The organism is Candidatus Uabimicrobium helgolandensis, from assembly GCF_041508025.1.
Taxonomy (GTDB): Bacteria; Planctomycetota; Uabimicrobiia; order Uabimicrobiales; family Uabimicrobiaceae; genus Uabimicrobium; species Uabimicrobium helgolandensis.
This window is the reverse complement of record NZ_CP165719.1, coordinates 816,937-832,423: the sequence shown is the minus strand read 5'-3', so window position 1 is coordinate 832,423 and position 15,487 is coordinate 816,937. Positions and strand designations below refer to the sequence as shown.

Genomic DNA, 15,487 nt, shown 5'->3' with positions numbered 1-15,487 from the left:
AAATAGTTTATTGTTTTTTGCGATATTCCTAAGTTGGGTATGTTATTCCTTGCGACTACAAAGCAATTTGTAGCATACTCTCGTACAAATTAAATTTATAGATCGGAATAAAAGTCTTATGGCAAAAAAAGATGTAACAGAGACCCAGGATGCCCCAGAAAACACTCAGAGTTGGGCACAAAAAATTAACGAAAATCGCTCTACATACATGGTACTCGGTGGAGTAATTATTGCAGTTGTACTTATTTCTTTTTGGTACACAAATAACCTTAAACAAAAATCGCAACGAGCGTGGGCGCTAGTTGGTTCTGTTTCTTCTGCAATGAGTAATGCACAAGTTTCAGATACAAATTTAAAAGTAGAAGATTTGAGCATTGACGCACACAAACTAGTGCAACAAAAATTAGGAAGTTTAGAATCTATTCCTGAATTTTTTCGTAATGATGCTACAAGTATTGACGATCTTCATGTGCGTAAATTACCAGAAGATTTAAGACGCACAGTACTTATTCTACATTATAAGGTTGCATTACAAGACGAAATCAAAAAATCAAAAAATACGTCTGCTGCTCCATTTTTATACTACTGGTTAGGAAATGTATCTTTCCAAGAAGGTAGTCTTGCTGAGGCTGCTAAGTGGTACCAAAAAGTGATAGATCGCTACCCTAATCATTTTTTAAGTGCAGAAGCTGAAAGAGATATGTTAGCTGCAGATAAAGATAATCTTTGGCTTAAAGAACAAGCTAGTTCTACAATCGAAAACCTTGAAGATTTTAGTTCACATAGCAAAGAAAAAGTAGAAGTTGTTTCTAGTAAAGGAAAATTTACTATTAGCTTATTTGATAAAAATGAGAAAGCAATAAAGAATTTTCTGTCACTTGTAAACAGTGATTTCTATAGCGGCTTGTCTTTTTATAAAAATTCCCCAGAAACAATCTCTGGAGGATGTTCTTTAAGTAATGGCCTTAGCGAAGTAGGGAAAGTACAAGCTGAATATCAAGATGCGTATGTTCAGAGAGGCCTAGTTATTCTAGAGCAGATAGGTGATAATTTTGGAGAGGTTTGTAGCCGCTTGTCTATTGTGAAAAAATATCCATATTTTCGCGGTTTACAACGCTGTACAATACTTGGAGTTATTTCCGAAGAAGATATGGCTATTGTTGATTCTCTAACAAATGTCGATGTAATACTTGGTATTTCTGTTGCTAAAGAAGACGTTAGTAACTAAGTGACCTGATAAAAGTAGTTACCCGTTGAATACAGGGCTTTTATTTTCTAGTGCGGCGCGACGAGGGCGTGCAGCTGTAGCTGCGTAACTAAGGTGCAACAAAGCTAGAAATTAAAAGAGCAAAATACCAATGGGTAAATACTTTGGTGAGTTACTTAATAATACTATGTACGTCACGCTATAGGTTCTCGATTAAAGATTAGCTCTTGAAACGTCAGTTAATGAAGAACTAAAATATAAAATTTCGTCTTCAGTTTGATCCCCTCATGGCTAAGCCGATGTGAGGGGATCACAAACCATTGTATTTTCTATACTTCATCTCTTATCCACAACAACACTTCACGGACGATAATAATGGCAAAACTAGATATTATTTCTGGAAATGATCAGAATAAAAGTTATGAAGTCAAACCAAAAACAGTCATTGGGCGTCTTGCTAATAATACAATTGCTATCAATGATACAAAATCTTCTCGTCAGAATAGTTTAGTTTTTGTAAAAGAAGGTCTCTATTATATTAGAGATTTAAAAAGTCGTAATGGTACAGTTGTTAACGGGGAAAAATTACAAAAAACGCAGCAACTACTTTCTGGTGACCGCATAAAAATAGGGAACACTGTTTTTGTTTTTTCAGAGGAAGATGATCCCGATGTGACAAAAGACCTTGCTAGCGTAAAATCATCGTTGGCTTCCTCACCACCGAAAAAAATTTCTAAGGCAGTCTCTCACAAAGAAATAGAACCTCGTCGTTCTTCCGAATCAGTTTTACAAAAAGGAATTAGAGAGGCTTCTGCCGCAGTAAAAAAGAAACCGGCTCACAAAGAAGTACCAAAAACTATAAGTATCAATAAAAAGCTAGAGTCTCTCGATCGTTCTTCTGTAATTGTGATTATTATTGTCTTTACATGCATTCTTTTTATGGTAGCAAGATGGTTAACCCTAAACCTTATCAGCTAGATTCTCCTGAATTTGCAAAGCAACTGAATATTTTGTGTTTGAAAGCAAAAAAACGCAAAAAACAACAAAAATTGCCAATTAATTGGCAAGGAAAAGAAACGTTTGAATTCGAAGAGTATAGGAAGTATAACCCTGGCGATGATTTGAGACGGGTAGATTGGAATATTTTCCAACGTCTACAAGAAATTGTTGTCAAGGAATATGAAATAGATCCTCCAAAACATCTAGTCATCGCTCTTGATGTTTCTGCATCTATGGATAGCTTTAATAAACTTGCATTTGCAAAAGCCGTCGTTGCAGCACTTACTTACATAGGAACAGCTCTAATAGACAAAGTAAGCTTTTTTTGCTTTCCTTATGAAAAAAACACACCTTTACAATCATTTTCCACAAACCATAACATATTACAATTTTTTCATCGTTTACAAAATATTTCTTCCAAGGAAACTTTAGTGTCGTTTGAAGAATGTTTTAGTCAGTTGAGATTACTTAACTCTGCAAATATAAATACAGTTGTGATTAGTGATTTTTATACCAAAGAATATTTTAGGTCTTTGCGTTTATTTCGCGGCGTTTGTACAGCAGTACAAATAGTGAGTAAAGAGGAATTCTATCCACAAATGAATGGGAGTGTCTGTTTAAAAGATGTTGAAAATAAAATTCAACATTCTTTGTTCGTTGATAAAAAGAGATTAGAAATCTATCAAAAAAACCTCAATAATCATTTGTCGCAAGTAAAAAGTCATTGTTTACAACATAAAATTAATTACCTACTCACAAAAAACTATGACCTAACACTCGTATTAAATATTTTACAACTAGCAGGATTTATTCGATGAATTTTCTTTATACTCACTACTTATGGTTTTCAGCTATTCTCGTTCTTCCTATTATTTTAAAACTGCGCAAAAAAAAATATGAGAATCTTGCCGTACCTCATTTGCAGTTCTGGTTACAAGAAAACGAAGTCATTAAACACTCAACGTGGAAATTCAGTGTTCGAGAGTTATTATACATATTGCCAATGTTGTTGTTATTTATTGCTGCAAATCTGTCTCTAACAGAACCTTATTATGGAGAGCTAAACAACAAAAATCCTGAACATATTGTTCTTGTTGATACTTCTGTTAGCATGAAAACGCAAGAAAAGTTTCAAAGTCGATTACAACAAGTACAGTCTTTGTTATCTAAAATGCCATTAAAAAATAAAGTGATTTTTACAACTCACAAAGTGCCAAAAGTTATAACCACAGAAGAGATAGGTTTTTTAGAAGTTGAAGAGTCTAACTTGCAGAAATCAGTATCGTTTGTTGAAAACTTCTATAATAAAGGTTATTTTATCGTTTTTACAGATGGCGCAAATAAAGATTGGCCACGCGTTTTAAAATATCTACGTACCAAATACAACAAAAATCTAATTGTGAAGACTATCGGCAATTATCAAGAAAATGCAGGCCTTTATTTAAAGAAGATAGATAACAATAAAGCTATTGTGCATATATACCACGATTATTCTAAAAAGCAACAAATACGCTTATTGTGGGGAAAGGTTGATTCAGAAGAACTACAGACAAAATATTATCAGAAGAAAGTGTCGTTGATACCCAACAAAGGTCTTGATGTAGAGTTAAGTGTAACTTCTGGAAAGTGGGACTTTCGTTTAGAAATTGTTGAAGCTCTCGAAGAAGATAACCGCATTTTTCAATACATTCACGAACAAAAAAAATGTAAAGTATTAGTATTATCAGATAAAGATGTTCCGAAGCTTGTAGCTGCTTTAGGTGTATACCAAGATTTTATAGATCTTACAAACAGTTCTTTTCAAAACCAAACGACTGACAATAAATTTTTTGATATTGCTTTTGTACATTTAGACAAATGGCAAATACCAAAAAACCCTAATTTTAAAAAGTTAGTGCTATGGAATACAAAGGGGAATTTTTTACCTTATCGTTCTATTCAAGTAAAAGAAAACAACAACTTTCGCGGCGCATTAAATGAAAAACTAATGCATAATGTCGACTTTTCACTATTAACTACTGAGTATATTGATCTTTATACTCATAACAAAAAAAACTTGCTCATGCATCCTAGTGGTGCTGCTATATGGCAGAGTAAATACCAAAATATTCCATTTGTTTATATTGGTTTTTCTCTTCATCATTCCAACATTCACTTTCTTCCATCCTTTCCTATTTTTATAAAAAATCTTATAAAATGGGCTACTCCAAAACAGCAACTCTATACTAAATTTCCCACTACACAAGTTACTCTTAAATCGTTTGTAGATGATAATGTGACTATAAATATAGAAAAAAAACCAGACGTAGAGTATTTGCAGTGGTATGTTGTAGCAGCTGTGTATTTGCTTATGATACTATGCATTTTCTACTTTTGGCGATAATATAAGTAAAGTTAGCCAAACAAATGGCTAACTCTTTACTCTTACGAATGATCAGTGTCTGTACTATTATTTTGCGGTGGATTTTCTGTCGATGGATTTTGGATTGTAAACTGCTTTTGGTGTAAAAAACTTTGGGTTAAAATATTTAGCTTTTGCCAGATTTTTCGAGAGAGTCCATTCGTTAATGTTTGCAAACCGTCTACTGCATTTAACGAAGCCTGATCTGTAAATTCATCAACATAAAGTGAAGCGATTTTACTAACGATAGAAAGTAGTTCTGTACAATAATCAAGATAGCGATGAATTTGATAAGGTGTTAGTTTTCTTTCAGGAGAAGATTTAGTCTTGTTCTTTTGTAGCAACAACGACTCTGGATCTTTGGTTAGTTGATGCATGTCAACAACATGCGCTAATGATCGTAACTCGTGAATGGCCTTAATAATTAGATGTCGTTTGTAGCGAGTTTCCAAGGACCCTAAGAAAAAAATAGCAGCCCCTATAAACACTATCGAACTGATTCCCGCTTCTAAAAAACTCAAAAACTCCAATGTACTTGGAAGTTTTTTTACCTCGCCTAACTGTGTTAGAATCCATAGAAAAAGAACTACGATACCACAAATAAGTACTATCGATAGCGTTCTATATAATTTATGGGGACGGTTTATTTTTATTGATAAATCTTTTGCTTCTGATGCAATATTCTTCACTTCATTAGTAACATTTACTAATCCCGAATTTGGAAAACGTTCCTCAACTCTTTGGTAAAGTTGAGCAACTGTTTTTAGTATTTCTTCTGATTTTAATGATCTATATTGTTTTGCCATTTTTTTCCCAAAAATTGTAAATTTGTCTAAGTCACATTTTTAAATTACTTACAAGAATAGTTCAATATTATTTTACAAAATTTCTTAGGTTTGTAATAATTAAATTTAGTTAGAGCGCGCCAACATTTTTGATTTTAATATTTGTCCACTCTTCAAAACCAACGCTCTCTTTTTCATGATAACTCTTTTTTAGTTCTGTAATTATCAAAATGATTTAAGCAAGTCGCAAAAAGTTTTTAAGAGCACGCAGCTAGCCTTTGAGTATCATAGCGGCGTTGAGCCTTCGGTTACATAGATACAGTTATGTGCCTCTCAGGCTTTCCTTGCTCTGATACTCAAATTCTACGCTGACTTGAAACGTGCTCAGAAACTTTTTGCGACTCACTTAAAACTTTTCGAGATCAGAGTTGGGATGATAGTCTATATTTTATCTCTAAATCATTCTTTGAAATGTCGATACCTCCAACTTAGAGTATAAAAATTTTCAAAAAGCATATAAATTATATAAATAAATAAGATTTTTATGCCGGTGAGATGAATATTCGCGTATAGATTATTGTCTAAGATTATGTTTTGTCGTTATATGTGTTATTATTGATTTAACGATCAAAATACAAATGGAATTTGTTGAGCCACTAAAGCTAAAAAAAATTGGTCTTGTTTTAGATACTTCTAAACTGTAAATCCACTTACACAAATCAATAAATAGGAAGGATTTAGCATGAAACGCGATCGAAAAAAACTACGCACTCGAAGGCAAAATACAAAAGAAACTTCTTCTAGAAAAAATTCTCGCCTTTCAAAAGAAGCCCCCAAAAAAAGTTCTCGTACCTCAAAAGAAACTTCTTCTCGAAGACCAAAAGAAAAACTAGACTCTAATAAACGAGCATCCAGAAATGCTTTAAAAACAGAACGGCGAAAATCCCGGGCGGAGATAAAAACCAAAAGGCGCGTTACTGAAGGTGGGTATACTAAAAAATCTGATAACAATACCATTGCAATTATCGTCGGTTCGGTTGTTGTAACTGTCATTGTTGCTATTGGCCTCAATTTTCTTTTTTCTTCCAATGGTAATGTGATTAGATTGAGAAATCAATCTGTTCGCAATTCAAATAACCAGCAAAATGTTGATGATACTGAAAAGAATAACGTTGCGCAAGGACAGACCAAAAGCGAAGAAAAATCAGATAAAAAAACGCTAGCGAAGAGATCATTTTATGATGTTCCACATAACGAAGGTAATGTTAACAATAGTAAAAGAAATTACCAGAGACAACCTTTTCCAAAGAAGGTTGAATATGAAGAACAAAAAAGTAACGAGAATCTCAAAAAAGAAGTTGCTGGTGGTGAAATAAAAAATAATGCCGATGCCGATCCCGACACCGATGCTGATATCGTTTTAGAAGATATTGATGATACTATCGAAGAAGAAGACAGCGACGAAAAAAAAGACTATATCGTAAATATGGAAAACAAAGGTTTTGTTGCTTATGATGGTATTTGGATTGAAAAGAAAGCTTTAGATTATCATAAATCGATTACCGCACGCTGGAAAAAAGGTGACGTACTACTAGGCGGCGTGTGGCATGAAGAGCAAGACATTGGCCAGTGGCACGTAATTGTTGCAAAAGGGAAAAATTACGAAGGATATCTAAAGAAACAAAAGAAATATTATCATTTTCTAGATATCAATGGTCAAAAAAGAAAATTTGCTTTAGACAATGTAGAATACCAAAAAAAAATCATATCACCTATCGCATCTTATTTTGAGCAACTTGAGCGCACACGGGAAAATGCTCGTGAACATTATGAACTTAGCCTGCGGTGTGAAGAAAATTCACTATCGTATTTTACTGATAAGCAGTTATTGAGAACTATATTTTACGATCCAAATCATGAGCAAGCGCGTGAAAAATTAGGCTATACAAGATACAAAAACGAGTGGCTAACAGAGGAACAAATAAAAAAACATTCTGATATGGTCTATCTTGATGGGCGATGGATATCAAAAGAACAGGCCAGAACAAATGGTTATGTTTATCACGAAGGAAAATGGACGAAGCAAGATGCTCTTGCTGTAGAAAAAATTGAAGAGCAAAGAAATTCTAAAGGGTTTTTAGACAAAACATATAGAGGAAACGCGAAACAACTATCAGGTAATAAAGTTGAAATCACTTATGATTTTAGTGATCGCAAATATATTCAAATGATGAAAAAAGGTTTATCTGATGTTAATGGTGGAACTATAGATATTCGTGATAGTATTCTAGACGTTCCCGATCAAATGCTATATTTTCCTCCTGTACTTAGAGGTAATCTCCATATTGAATTTGAAGCGCGAATACATCCTAGTTTTAGAAAAAATATATGGATACGCCTTTATAACAACGAAGAAAATTTAGGAGAAGATGGCTATAGTTTTGTTTTTTCTATACCTGAATATGATGATTCTCCTGCTGTTTTTAATGTTATTCATGTTGTTGACGGAAAAAACGATCGTTTAATACAACGAAAAACAAAGCCAAAAATTGCGCCTGGACAGTGGTATAAGTTTATTATTCGCGTTTCTGGTTCGTATTTGTCTGCATATATCAATGGTAAGAGAGCCTTACATAAAAAGCATAGCAAGTTTCGTTCTGGACTTCTTGGATTTGGGGCACTTAACTCGCGAGTTCAATTTAAGAAAATAAAAATTACTGGCGCACCAGAATCTAGATGGCACAGCAAGATGGTAAAAAGTATTGAAGCGAATATGCGTGCAAAAGCGTTAATAAGTAATCAAGCGATGGGCAGTAGCGTTTCACAGCAAAGTATTGAAAGAACAAAAATGCTCATGGCGCATCCTAATTCTAAAATGCTTCAGTATATCAATGCTGCTATCAGACAAGCTAATAACAAGCAATATGAACTTGCAATTCAAGGCTTTAATCGAGCTATAGCCTTAGATCGAAACTTTGCGCTGAGTTATCTCGAACGTGGCTATGTGTATACAATGATTAGCAACTTTGATAAGGCATTTATAGACACGAATAAAGCCATTTCTTTGAAGCCTACTTATGCTGAGGCTTATGTTACCAGAGGAAGTCTCCATCAAAGAAATAATGATTTTTCTAAAGCAATTAAAGATTTTGAAAAAGCAATAAGTATTAACTCGCAGTATTTTCGAGCGTACCAATCTTTAGCGCGCTTGCATATTGGTAATAATGATACCACAAAAGTTCGCGAAATTATCCAACGTGTAAGCAGTATTAAACCTCAGAAAGGCGAGGCCAAACGCCTTGTAAAATCGTTGAAGATAGCTTTAAATGGCCCAAATTGGGTGAGAAAATATGAAAAGAAAACTATACATTACCACGTTATGACAGATATTAGTCAGAAATATTGTAATGAAATGGCAGCTCGTTTAGAACTGGCTTTTAAAGAATATTCACGTTTGTTTGGTGAAAAAAACTTGACCGCTAAGAAAAAATCACGTGTGTTAATTTTTGACTCAAGAACAGAATTTAATGAATATTCTTATATCACTATTTCTGATACAATGGAAAGTGCTGCTGGTTATTTTTCTCCTATTACCAAAGAATTAGTTCTTTTTGATGATTATAGTAAAAAAGAAACAATAGACACATTATATCACGAAGGATTTCACCAGTTCTTGGATTTAATCATTGATGACACTCCTATTTGGTTTAATGAAGGAATGGCAACTTACTTTGGTAAAAGCAAAGTGGTAAAGGGTAGGCTGCGAATAGGTGTTGTAGAACCTTTTTATGTTCTAAGGCTACGTGCGATGTTGCGATCGAGATATACACCATATAAGCAACTAATGAAGCATACTTCGAAACAGTTTATGGCTGCAGGAAAAGCGAATATGCATTATAACCAATCTTGGGCAATGATTCACTTTCTTATTCATGGAGATAATGGAAAGAATCGTAACCTAATTGCTAAATATCTAGCAGAACTAAAAAACAAAAAGAGTGAGAAAGAGGCTTTTGAGGCTGTTTTTTCTGGAGTTAATTTTTCTAAATTAGAGTCGCGTTTGATCACTCATTTCGTCGATATGGACGATACGTAGGTTTTAGTAATTTCTAGTATGTGGCACTTTAATAGTGCCACATATTTTACCTAACTAAAAGTAAGTTACTCTAGGGCTGTTGTTTCGTTGCAGCTAATACTATTTCGCGAATGCAAACATTTTGCGGCTGGCAATAAGCGTAATAAATTGCATTGGCCACATCTTCACTCGAAATTGCTCCTCCCATAGATTTTTTCCAATCTTCATAACCATCTTTTATTTCATTTGATGTGGTATGTCCAAGTAGTTCTGTCTCTACTGCTCCTGGCGCAATCGTTGTTACTCGAACGTTGTGAGCTGCTACTTCCTCGCGAATATTTTCAGATATAGCATGCACCGCAAATTTAGTTCCGCAGTAAGCAGCATGAGTAGGAAATGTTTTTCGGCCAGCGATAGAACTAACATTAACTATCGTTCCATTGTTTGCATCGATCATTTTTTGCAATACAGATTGAATTCCGTTTAATACTCCAACGACATTCACATCAAACATTTTTTGCCATTCTTTTGCGTCTTGGTTATTTACAAGACCAAGCAACATAACTCCGGCATTATTAACTAGGCAATCTGTAGATCCATATTTTTCTTGTGCTTCATTTATTGCTTGTTGTACTTGTTCGCGATTAGTAACATCAACTTGTTTACAAATAGTTTGTGGCAATTGCAATGCATTTAGTTTTTCTATTCTTCGTGCAATAAGTAGTAAAGGGTGCCCTTTTTCCGAAAATAGTCTTGCTGTCGCTGCTCCAATACCAGAGCTAGCACCTGTAATAACAACGAGCTTTTTCATAGATATATCCTTCCGTAGCGGTATCTGTTGCAAATAAACATTGAATGTAAACGTGTCTTAATATATATTAGCGAGCGTGGAAATTGCAAAATGTTTATCAAAAAGCGTGGAAAAATAAATCCTCAGAGGAAAACAATGGGAAAGCAAAAACCTTTTTATATTCTATATTTGGAAAATGAGCTACAAAGACGCATTGACAACAACTGTAATTACTCATTAAGAGCCTTTGCTAAATCTTTGGAAATTGATGCTAGTTTTCTATCAAAAATATTACTGCGTAAACAACCTTTAGCCTTAAAAAAAGCAGAACATCTCGCGCAAAAATTACACCTACAATCATCCCAACGAAAAAAGTTTATTCTGTCAATTGCCGACGATCAAAAATGCTTTTCCCTAAAAAAAGTAGATGGTGATTTGACGGACTGCAAGTGATTTTCATCTAGATCTTATTCAAGAAGAAAGTTACACTTCTAAATGTTCTTTCTTAGACAGTGAACCGATCAAGAAACATCAAAATTATTTAGGACGCCGTGTTAAACGAGGTCTATTTAGGTCTAAACAAAATATTTTGCTTAATGCTGATATCAACGGGGCAGCAAACATTATTCGAAAAGCAATTCCGAATGCTTTTGCTAACGGGATAGAGGGCATAGTAGTATTCCCCAAAAGGATCACTCCTTTTTAAATGAAAATTCATTAAATGTAATATTTGATAATGTTTTCGTGAACTATGTAACGAATCTCTTAAGTAAGAACCTACCATTTATAAAAAAACTTATCTTGTTGAATTCAACGGAGGTTATATGAAAACTTCTGCTTACAGAACAAAACTAAGAGAAGCGATTCTTTATTTTTTGATGGAACAAAAAGCCACATTTCGGACATTTCACTCCTATTTCCTTTTCTGATAACTACTTTTTTTGTCCCAAGTTGTATCAAAAAAGAAGTTATCAGAAAATATCACTACATCATATGGACTACTAGTTTTACCGTACGACTTGTTTGCTAATTGAAATAAAAATACGATCCCGTTTCTGGAAATTCCATTAACGAAACAAGTAGGCGTAGTGTGAATTTAACCAAGATAATTGAACATTTATCTTGGATGTTAGAAATTAGCTTTGTTAGTACAAGTTGTAACTTGCACAAGTTATTGTCTATTTTTTAATAAGTGCCTTTAATTTTTTTTCGTTTGTATAGGCCAATACTGACCAGGCCTTTTGTCATCTTGAAAGTATTCAGGGAAATAAGAAAACTTTTGTCGCGACATATCAAAAATCACTAATTCTGTATTTGCTGGGCACACTAGTTTCGACCAATCCTTTGTGTAATAAGCTCCAACACTATTCAAAAATCCAATACTAGAAGGACAAAGATATTTTGTTTGAAAATCGTAAATAAAGAACTCTTCTTCATTAAATATAGCAAGATATTTGTCTTGTGGATGGAACTGAATATCAGTGATAACTCCAAATTCATAGCTTTTTTTGAGTAATGGCTTTTCTTGCCATTTTCCTTCGTTCTTTTGTAAGGTGATCAATTGATTATCGCGAACGAAAACTAGTAGATTCTGTAAGTTAGCCCAAGCTAAAACTTTAATTTCGCCTTCTTTCTCGTTTTTTGAGCTATATAATAATTGTTTGTTTTCGAGTAAAGATATTTTATTAAATACTTGTCCCACAGCAATTAGATCGCGCTTTACCTCAAAACCATATATACGGTTATCTAGCTCGGCAATTAACTCTAAGTTTTCTAATTTAATTTGTTTTCTATTTTTTAACTCTGCTAAAAAACTCTTCCAAATATTATGATTATCAGCAATGTACACATAGTTCACGAAAACATTATCAAATATTACATTTAATGAATTTTCATTTAAAAAGGAGTGATCCTTTTGGGGAATACTACTATGCCCTCTATCCCGTTAGCAAAAGCATTCGGGATTGCTTTTCGAATAATGTTTGCTGCCCCGTTGATATCAGCATTAAGCAAAATATTTTGTTTAGACCTAAATAGACCTCGTTTAACACGGCGTCCCAAATAATTTTGATGTTTCTTAATCGGTTCACTGTCTAAGAAAGAACATTTAGAAGTGTAACTTTCTTCTTGAATAAGAACTTCAATACCAGCAAGTTGGGCTTTGTAGGTAAGTTGGTTAACAAACTGAGAATGGGGAATAGAAACAAAATTTTGATTATTCCTTTTGCCAATGTTAATCTGTTGCTTCCAATCATCGTTTTTGCCAATAACTAATGTTCCAATACTTTTCTCAACTAGCAATTTAATGATATAGCGACTAGATTGATGAAGGTAGTTGCTAACAACGCAATTTCTTTTGTATGTAAGTTTTTCAATTCTTCTACTAGTTCCTTTGTTACCGATATAAGACATTAAACAAGAACGCTTTTTGTTAAAAAATTGGTTAATCGATTTTAGAGGTCTACCGTTAATCAAGACAGGAGTGAAGTCTTTTTGATTTGAAGTTATAGCCGCTAAGTTGTTTAACCCAATGTCTATTCCAGCGATTTTGTTTTTATCAAGGTTAGGATTAAGAACTTTATGTTTTCCTAATTGTTTGTAACAATCTTCTAATAATAATCTATTGAACTCAAGTAACTTTTCTTCTTTTGGCTTTTGACTTAATATTTGTTTTGTTACTTTTGATAGTGTTACAGAATCAAAAATATCTTTGTTATAAATTTTTGTTTTAATCAAAGAATTCAATTTATCTGCTATTGCTTTTTTTAATAACTTTGCTGGTTTATCGCATTTGTAGTTTTCTATTTTTTCTTGCAATATTTTTGAACACTTTTTTCTCAAATACAATGATATTGGTGTGTCTTTTTGTAGTTCTAAGAGAAATTCCGACGTGATATCTTTTTCTTTGAGTAGATACACTGATTTCTCATAAACAATCTCTATTTTGTACATTCCATATCGAGGAACTATTCTTACCTGTTTGATGTGTTTTTGTTGACATGACAATGTTATGTTACACATTGATAGCTTGATTTTGTTCTTTGTTAATTCTTTTTTGTTTATTGCATCTATTGGGTATAAAACTATATTCCGCCCGTTACTCTTATGTTTATACTTTGGCAATTTTGGTTTTGCCTTGAATTTATTTGGATTGATCTTGTATCCTTCTAACCCTCTAAAAAATGATTCGAAGTTTTTGCACAATACTCTTAATATCTGCTGACTTACTTTTGTTGGTAGTGCGTAATAGTCTGGCTGCTTACTTTGTTGTAGCTCTTTTTGAAGATTTTCGTAACCTATAAAACCTTTTCCTGCGAAAAAATTTTGACGCACTACATACAATCCAGCATTATATAGATTTTTTGAACGGAAACTTAAGTCGTCCAGTTCAGAGTATTTTTTATTATTTTTTGTTATATTATGTTTTTCTACGAGCTTCATAATTTTGCTTAAACTCACTTATTTTTCAGTTTTACTCATTTCTTCTTCTAACTCTTTTATAATTTTCTCTGTTCGCCTCTTGTTTCTTCTCAACCCATATAATCTAGCACAAAAAGAAGTAATTATATTTACGAAATCTTGCATCAAGTCCTCTTTATCACCACTTGTTTTGTTTATTACTTCTATTTTTTTATTTTCTTTTGCTAATAATATTTCAATGTAATTTAATCCAAATCTTGCCAAACGATCTTTGTGCTCTACTATTAAAATTTCCCAATCATCTGATTCTAAAATTTTCTTTAATTTTGCTCTCTTATCATTTAATCCAGATCCTATTTCTTTGACTTCTTTTGCTATTTGATAGCCTCTAGCACTTGCATAATCTCTTAGGCGGTTGCACTGAGACTCTAGATTTTTTTTATTTTCTGATGATGATACTCGTGCATAAATGATCACGCTTGGCTTTTCTTCCTTAGCTTTTTTTTCCTTTTCGTCGAAAACAACTATTGTTCCTGACGGGAGTTGTTTTCCTTTTATATAGCCTTTTTGCCAATGACGATAAGCTGTTAAATAAGTTATTGAATTCTTTTTTGCATATTCTGATAGTTTCATTACTTTATTATACTTTAGTTTTTCTTTTCGACAAGAACAATTTGATATTTTTTGATAATATTTGATATTGATTTATGTTAAACCTTACTATACTTACTGTTTGATGAAAAGTTCATAGCGCGAGCAAAAAGCGTTTTGTTTGAAATAATATTTATCTCTTTGAAATTTTCTCCCAAAATAGAGTCATTTATTGCATATAATCTCAGTTTTGAGAACTGACTAGAAACGTTATCTTTCAAAATTACTCCCAACCATTTTTCATCTTCACTGAAGGCATGATTTCTAATGGAAAAAAATGGTGCAACTATGTCTATCCTATCATTGTAACCTTTTTGTTTCTTCTTCCAAATGGCGATTCCCCAAGGAGATATAAAAAAAAGATGGTCAAGATTTATAGTGGCAAATGCTCTGAGCGAGTGGTTATCGAAACTCTTCAAAATACTGCCAATGTTCTCTAACATTTTTATTTGTTTATTTCCTGATCTAAGTTTTGTTTCAACGAAAGAATCTAATTCTATTGTACGTAGTGTGTAGGTATATTTTTTTTTATGTTGTTTGATGGAAAGTAAATTTACATTATTGCCTTCAAAACTGTGAAAATGCCCAAATTGAGCTAATGAAATGGTCTTATCTGAAAACATTTTAGAGATTTTAACGATATTTTTGCTATCACTAATTAAAAACTGATTTAGAACTTTTATTTTTTTGATAGGGCTAGGATGTCTTGTCACATAGTATTCTGTTGGTCTGACAAATGCAGGTTCCGCAGACTTAGTTCTAGTAGAAGTATCTGTGATTTCTTTTGCATTTGTGATTTCTTTCACATCTGAAAAAAGAAGGTTTTTACTCTGTGCAAATACTACCCAATTATTATTCATTGTCTTAATTGAATTGCGTTTCGCATAAGATTCTGTTTTTGGAGAAAGAGCGTCAGCATGCAAACGTTGTTCCCATTTGTTATTGCTTAATTTGTAAACATAAATTTGCGAAATTGAGTTACGCAAATAGAAAAACAAATGCTCATCGTTATCGAAAAAAGTAGCGCCGACATTGCCATTAAAAAAACGATTTTCAAAAACTTGTGGTTTAGAGATTTTATTTTGCAGGTCAATAAAATATAAAGAGCGTTTTGTTATTACAGCAAGCTGTTTGGCTTTTGGCGAAAAAATCATTTTTT

At 33.0% G+C, this 15,487-nt stretch carries 12 protein-coding genes; 6 read left to right on the top strand and 6 right to left on the bottom strand.

Annotated elements, in window-relative coordinates; all coding sequences use genetic code 11:
* Positions 1–118: 118 nt before the first annotated feature.
* The 4 genes from UABHE_RS03080 (at position 119) to UABHE_RS03065 (ending at position 4,589) form a co-directional block, all read left to right on the top strand.
* On the top strand, positions 119–1,228 hold the full coding sequence (locus UABHE_RS03080; protein WP_372368760.1) for a peptidylprolyl isomerase: 1,110 nt from the start codon (positions 119–121) through the stop codon (positions 1,226–1,228).
* Positions 1,229–1,582: 354 nt separating this feature from the next.
* Positions 1,583–2,185 carry an FHA domain-containing protein gene (locus tag UABHE_RS03075; RefSeq protein WP_372368759.1) on the top strand — a complete coding sequence of 201 codons (603 nt, stop codon included), beginning with the start codon at positions 1,583–1,585 and terminating at the stop codon, positions 2,183–2,185.
* Positions 2,158–3,024 (top strand): DUF58 domain-containing protein, encoded by an 867-nt coding sequence (locus UABHE_RS03070; protein ID WP_372368757.1) that lies wholly within the window; start codon positions 2,158–2,160, stop codon positions 3,022–3,024. Before UABHE_RS03075 ends, UABHE_RS03070 begins: the two co-directional genes overlap by 28 nt.
* Positions 3,021–4,589 (top strand): BatA domain-containing protein, encoded by a 1,569-nt coding sequence (locus tag UABHE_RS03065; protein WP_372368755.1) that lies wholly within the window; start codon positions 3,021–3,023, stop codon positions 4,587–4,589. Before UABHE_RS03070 ends, UABHE_RS03065 begins: the two co-directional genes overlap by 4 nt.
* Before the next feature lie 41 nt (positions 4,590–4,630).
* Here UABHE_RS03065 and UABHE_RS03060 read toward each other — a convergent pair whose 3' ends face one another.
* Positions 4,631–5,413 (bottom strand): hypothetical protein, encoded by a 783-nt coding sequence (locus UABHE_RS03060; RefSeq protein WP_372368753.1) that lies wholly within the window; start codon positions 5,411–5,413, stop codon positions 4,631–4,633.
* Positions 5,414–6,134: 721 nt separating this feature from the next.
* Between UABHE_RS03060 and UABHE_RS03055 the strand changes: the two genes are divergently transcribed.
* Positions 6,135–9,488 carry a tetratricopeptide repeat protein gene (locus tag UABHE_RS03055; RefSeq protein ID WP_372368752.1) on the top strand — a complete coding sequence of 1,118 codons (3,354 nt, stop codon included), beginning with the start codon at positions 6,135–6,137 and terminating at the stop codon, positions 9,486–9,488.
* A gap of 70 nt (positions 9,489–9,558) precedes the next feature.
* On the opposite strand, the gene UABHE_RS03050 is transcribed toward UABHE_RS03055, so the two are convergent.
* Positions 9,559–10,278 carry an SDR family oxidoreductase gene (locus tag UABHE_RS03050; RefSeq protein WP_372368751.1) on the bottom strand — a complete coding sequence of 240 codons (720 nt, stop codon included), beginning with the start codon at positions 10,276–10,278 and terminating at the stop codon, positions 9,559–9,561.
* A 90-nt stretch (positions 10,279–10,368) separates the two neighbouring features.
* On the opposite strand from UABHE_RS03050, the gene UABHE_RS03045 reads away from it, so the two are divergent.
* On the top strand, positions 10,369–10,710 hold the full coding sequence (locus UABHE_RS03045) for a hypothetical protein (protein ID WP_372368749.1): 342 nt from the start codon (positions 10,369–10,371) through the stop codon (positions 10,708–10,710).
* Between the two features lie 745 nt (positions 10,711–11,455).
* Here UABHE_RS03045 and UABHE_RS03040 read toward each other — a convergent pair.
* From UABHE_RS03040 to UABHE_RS03025, 4 genes are all read right to left on the bottom strand, one after another.
* Positions 11,456–12,115, bottom strand: a complete 660-nt coding sequence (locus UABHE_RS03040) for a hypothetical protein (protein WP_372368748.1) — start codon at positions 12,113–12,115, stop codon at positions 11,456–11,458.
* A 38-nt stretch (positions 12,116–12,153) separates the two neighbouring features.
* The gene (locus tag UABHE_RS03035; RefSeq protein WP_372365609.1) at positions 12,154–13,698 is read right to left on the bottom strand and encodes an RNA-guided endonuclease InsQ/TnpB family protein; all 1,545 of its coding nucleotides are present in this window, start codon (positions 13,696–13,698) and stop codon (positions 12,154–12,156) included.
* Between the two features lie 18 nt (positions 13,699–13,716).
* Positions 13,717–14,310 carry an IS607 family transposase gene (locus UABHE_RS03030; protein ID WP_372365194.1) on the bottom strand — a complete coding sequence of 198 codons (594 nt, stop codon included), beginning with the start codon at positions 14,308–14,310 and terminating at the stop codon, positions 13,717–13,719.
* Between the two features lie 77 nt (positions 14,311–14,387).
* Positions 14,388–15,482, bottom strand: a complete 1,095-nt coding sequence (locus UABHE_RS03025) for a hypothetical protein (RefSeq protein ID WP_372368746.1) — start codon at positions 15,480–15,482, stop codon at positions 14,388–14,390.
* Positions 15,483–15,487 lie beyond the last annotated feature (5 nt).

What these genes read in the sequence shown, in the direction of transcription:
- UABHE_RS03080 (WP_372368760.1), top strand. Translation starts at nt 119, where the DNA reads ATGGCAAAAAAAGATGTAACAGAGACCCAGGATGCCCCAGAAAACACT.
- UABHE_RS03075 (WP_372368759.1), top strand. Translation starts at nt 1,583, where the DNA reads ATGGCAAAACTAGATATTATTTCTGGAAATGATCAGAATAAAAGTTAT.
- UABHE_RS03070 (WP_372368757.1), top strand. Translation starts at nt 2,158, where the DNA reads ATGGTTAACCCTAAACCTTATCAGCTAGATTCTCCTGAATTTGCAAAG.
- UABHE_RS03065 (WP_372368755.1), top strand. Translation starts at nt 3,021, where the DNA reads ATGAATTTTCTTTATACTCACTACTTATGGTTTTCAGCTATTCTCGTT.
- UABHE_RS03060 (WP_372368753.1), bottom strand. Translation starts at nt 5,413, where the DNA reads ATGGCAAAACAATATAGATCATTAAAATCAGAAGAAATACTAAAAACA.
- UABHE_RS03055 (WP_372368752.1), top strand. Translation starts at nt 6,135, where the DNA reads ATGAAACGCGATCGAAAAAAACTACGCACTCGAAGGCAAAATACAAAA.
- UABHE_RS03050 (WP_372368751.1), bottom strand. Translation starts at nt 10,278, where the DNA reads ATGAAAAAGCTCGTTGTTATTACAGGTGCTAGCTCTGGTATTGGAGCA.
- UABHE_RS03045 (WP_372368749.1), top strand. Translation starts at nt 10,369, where the DNA reads ATGTTTATCAAAAAGCGTGGAAAAATAAATCCTCAGAGGAAAACAATG.
- UABHE_RS03035 (WP_372365609.1), bottom strand. Translation starts at nt 13,698, where the DNA reads ATGAAGCTCGTAGAAAAACATAATATAACAAAAAATAATAAAAAATAC.
- UABHE_RS03030 (WP_372365194.1), bottom strand. Translation starts at nt 14,310, where the DNA reads ATGAAACTATCAGAATATGCAAAAAAGAATTCAATAACTTATTTAACA.
- UABHE_RS03025 (WP_372368746.1), bottom strand. Translation starts at nt 15,482, where the DNA reads ATGATTTTTTCGCCAAAAGCCAAACAGCTTGCTGTAATAACAAAACGC.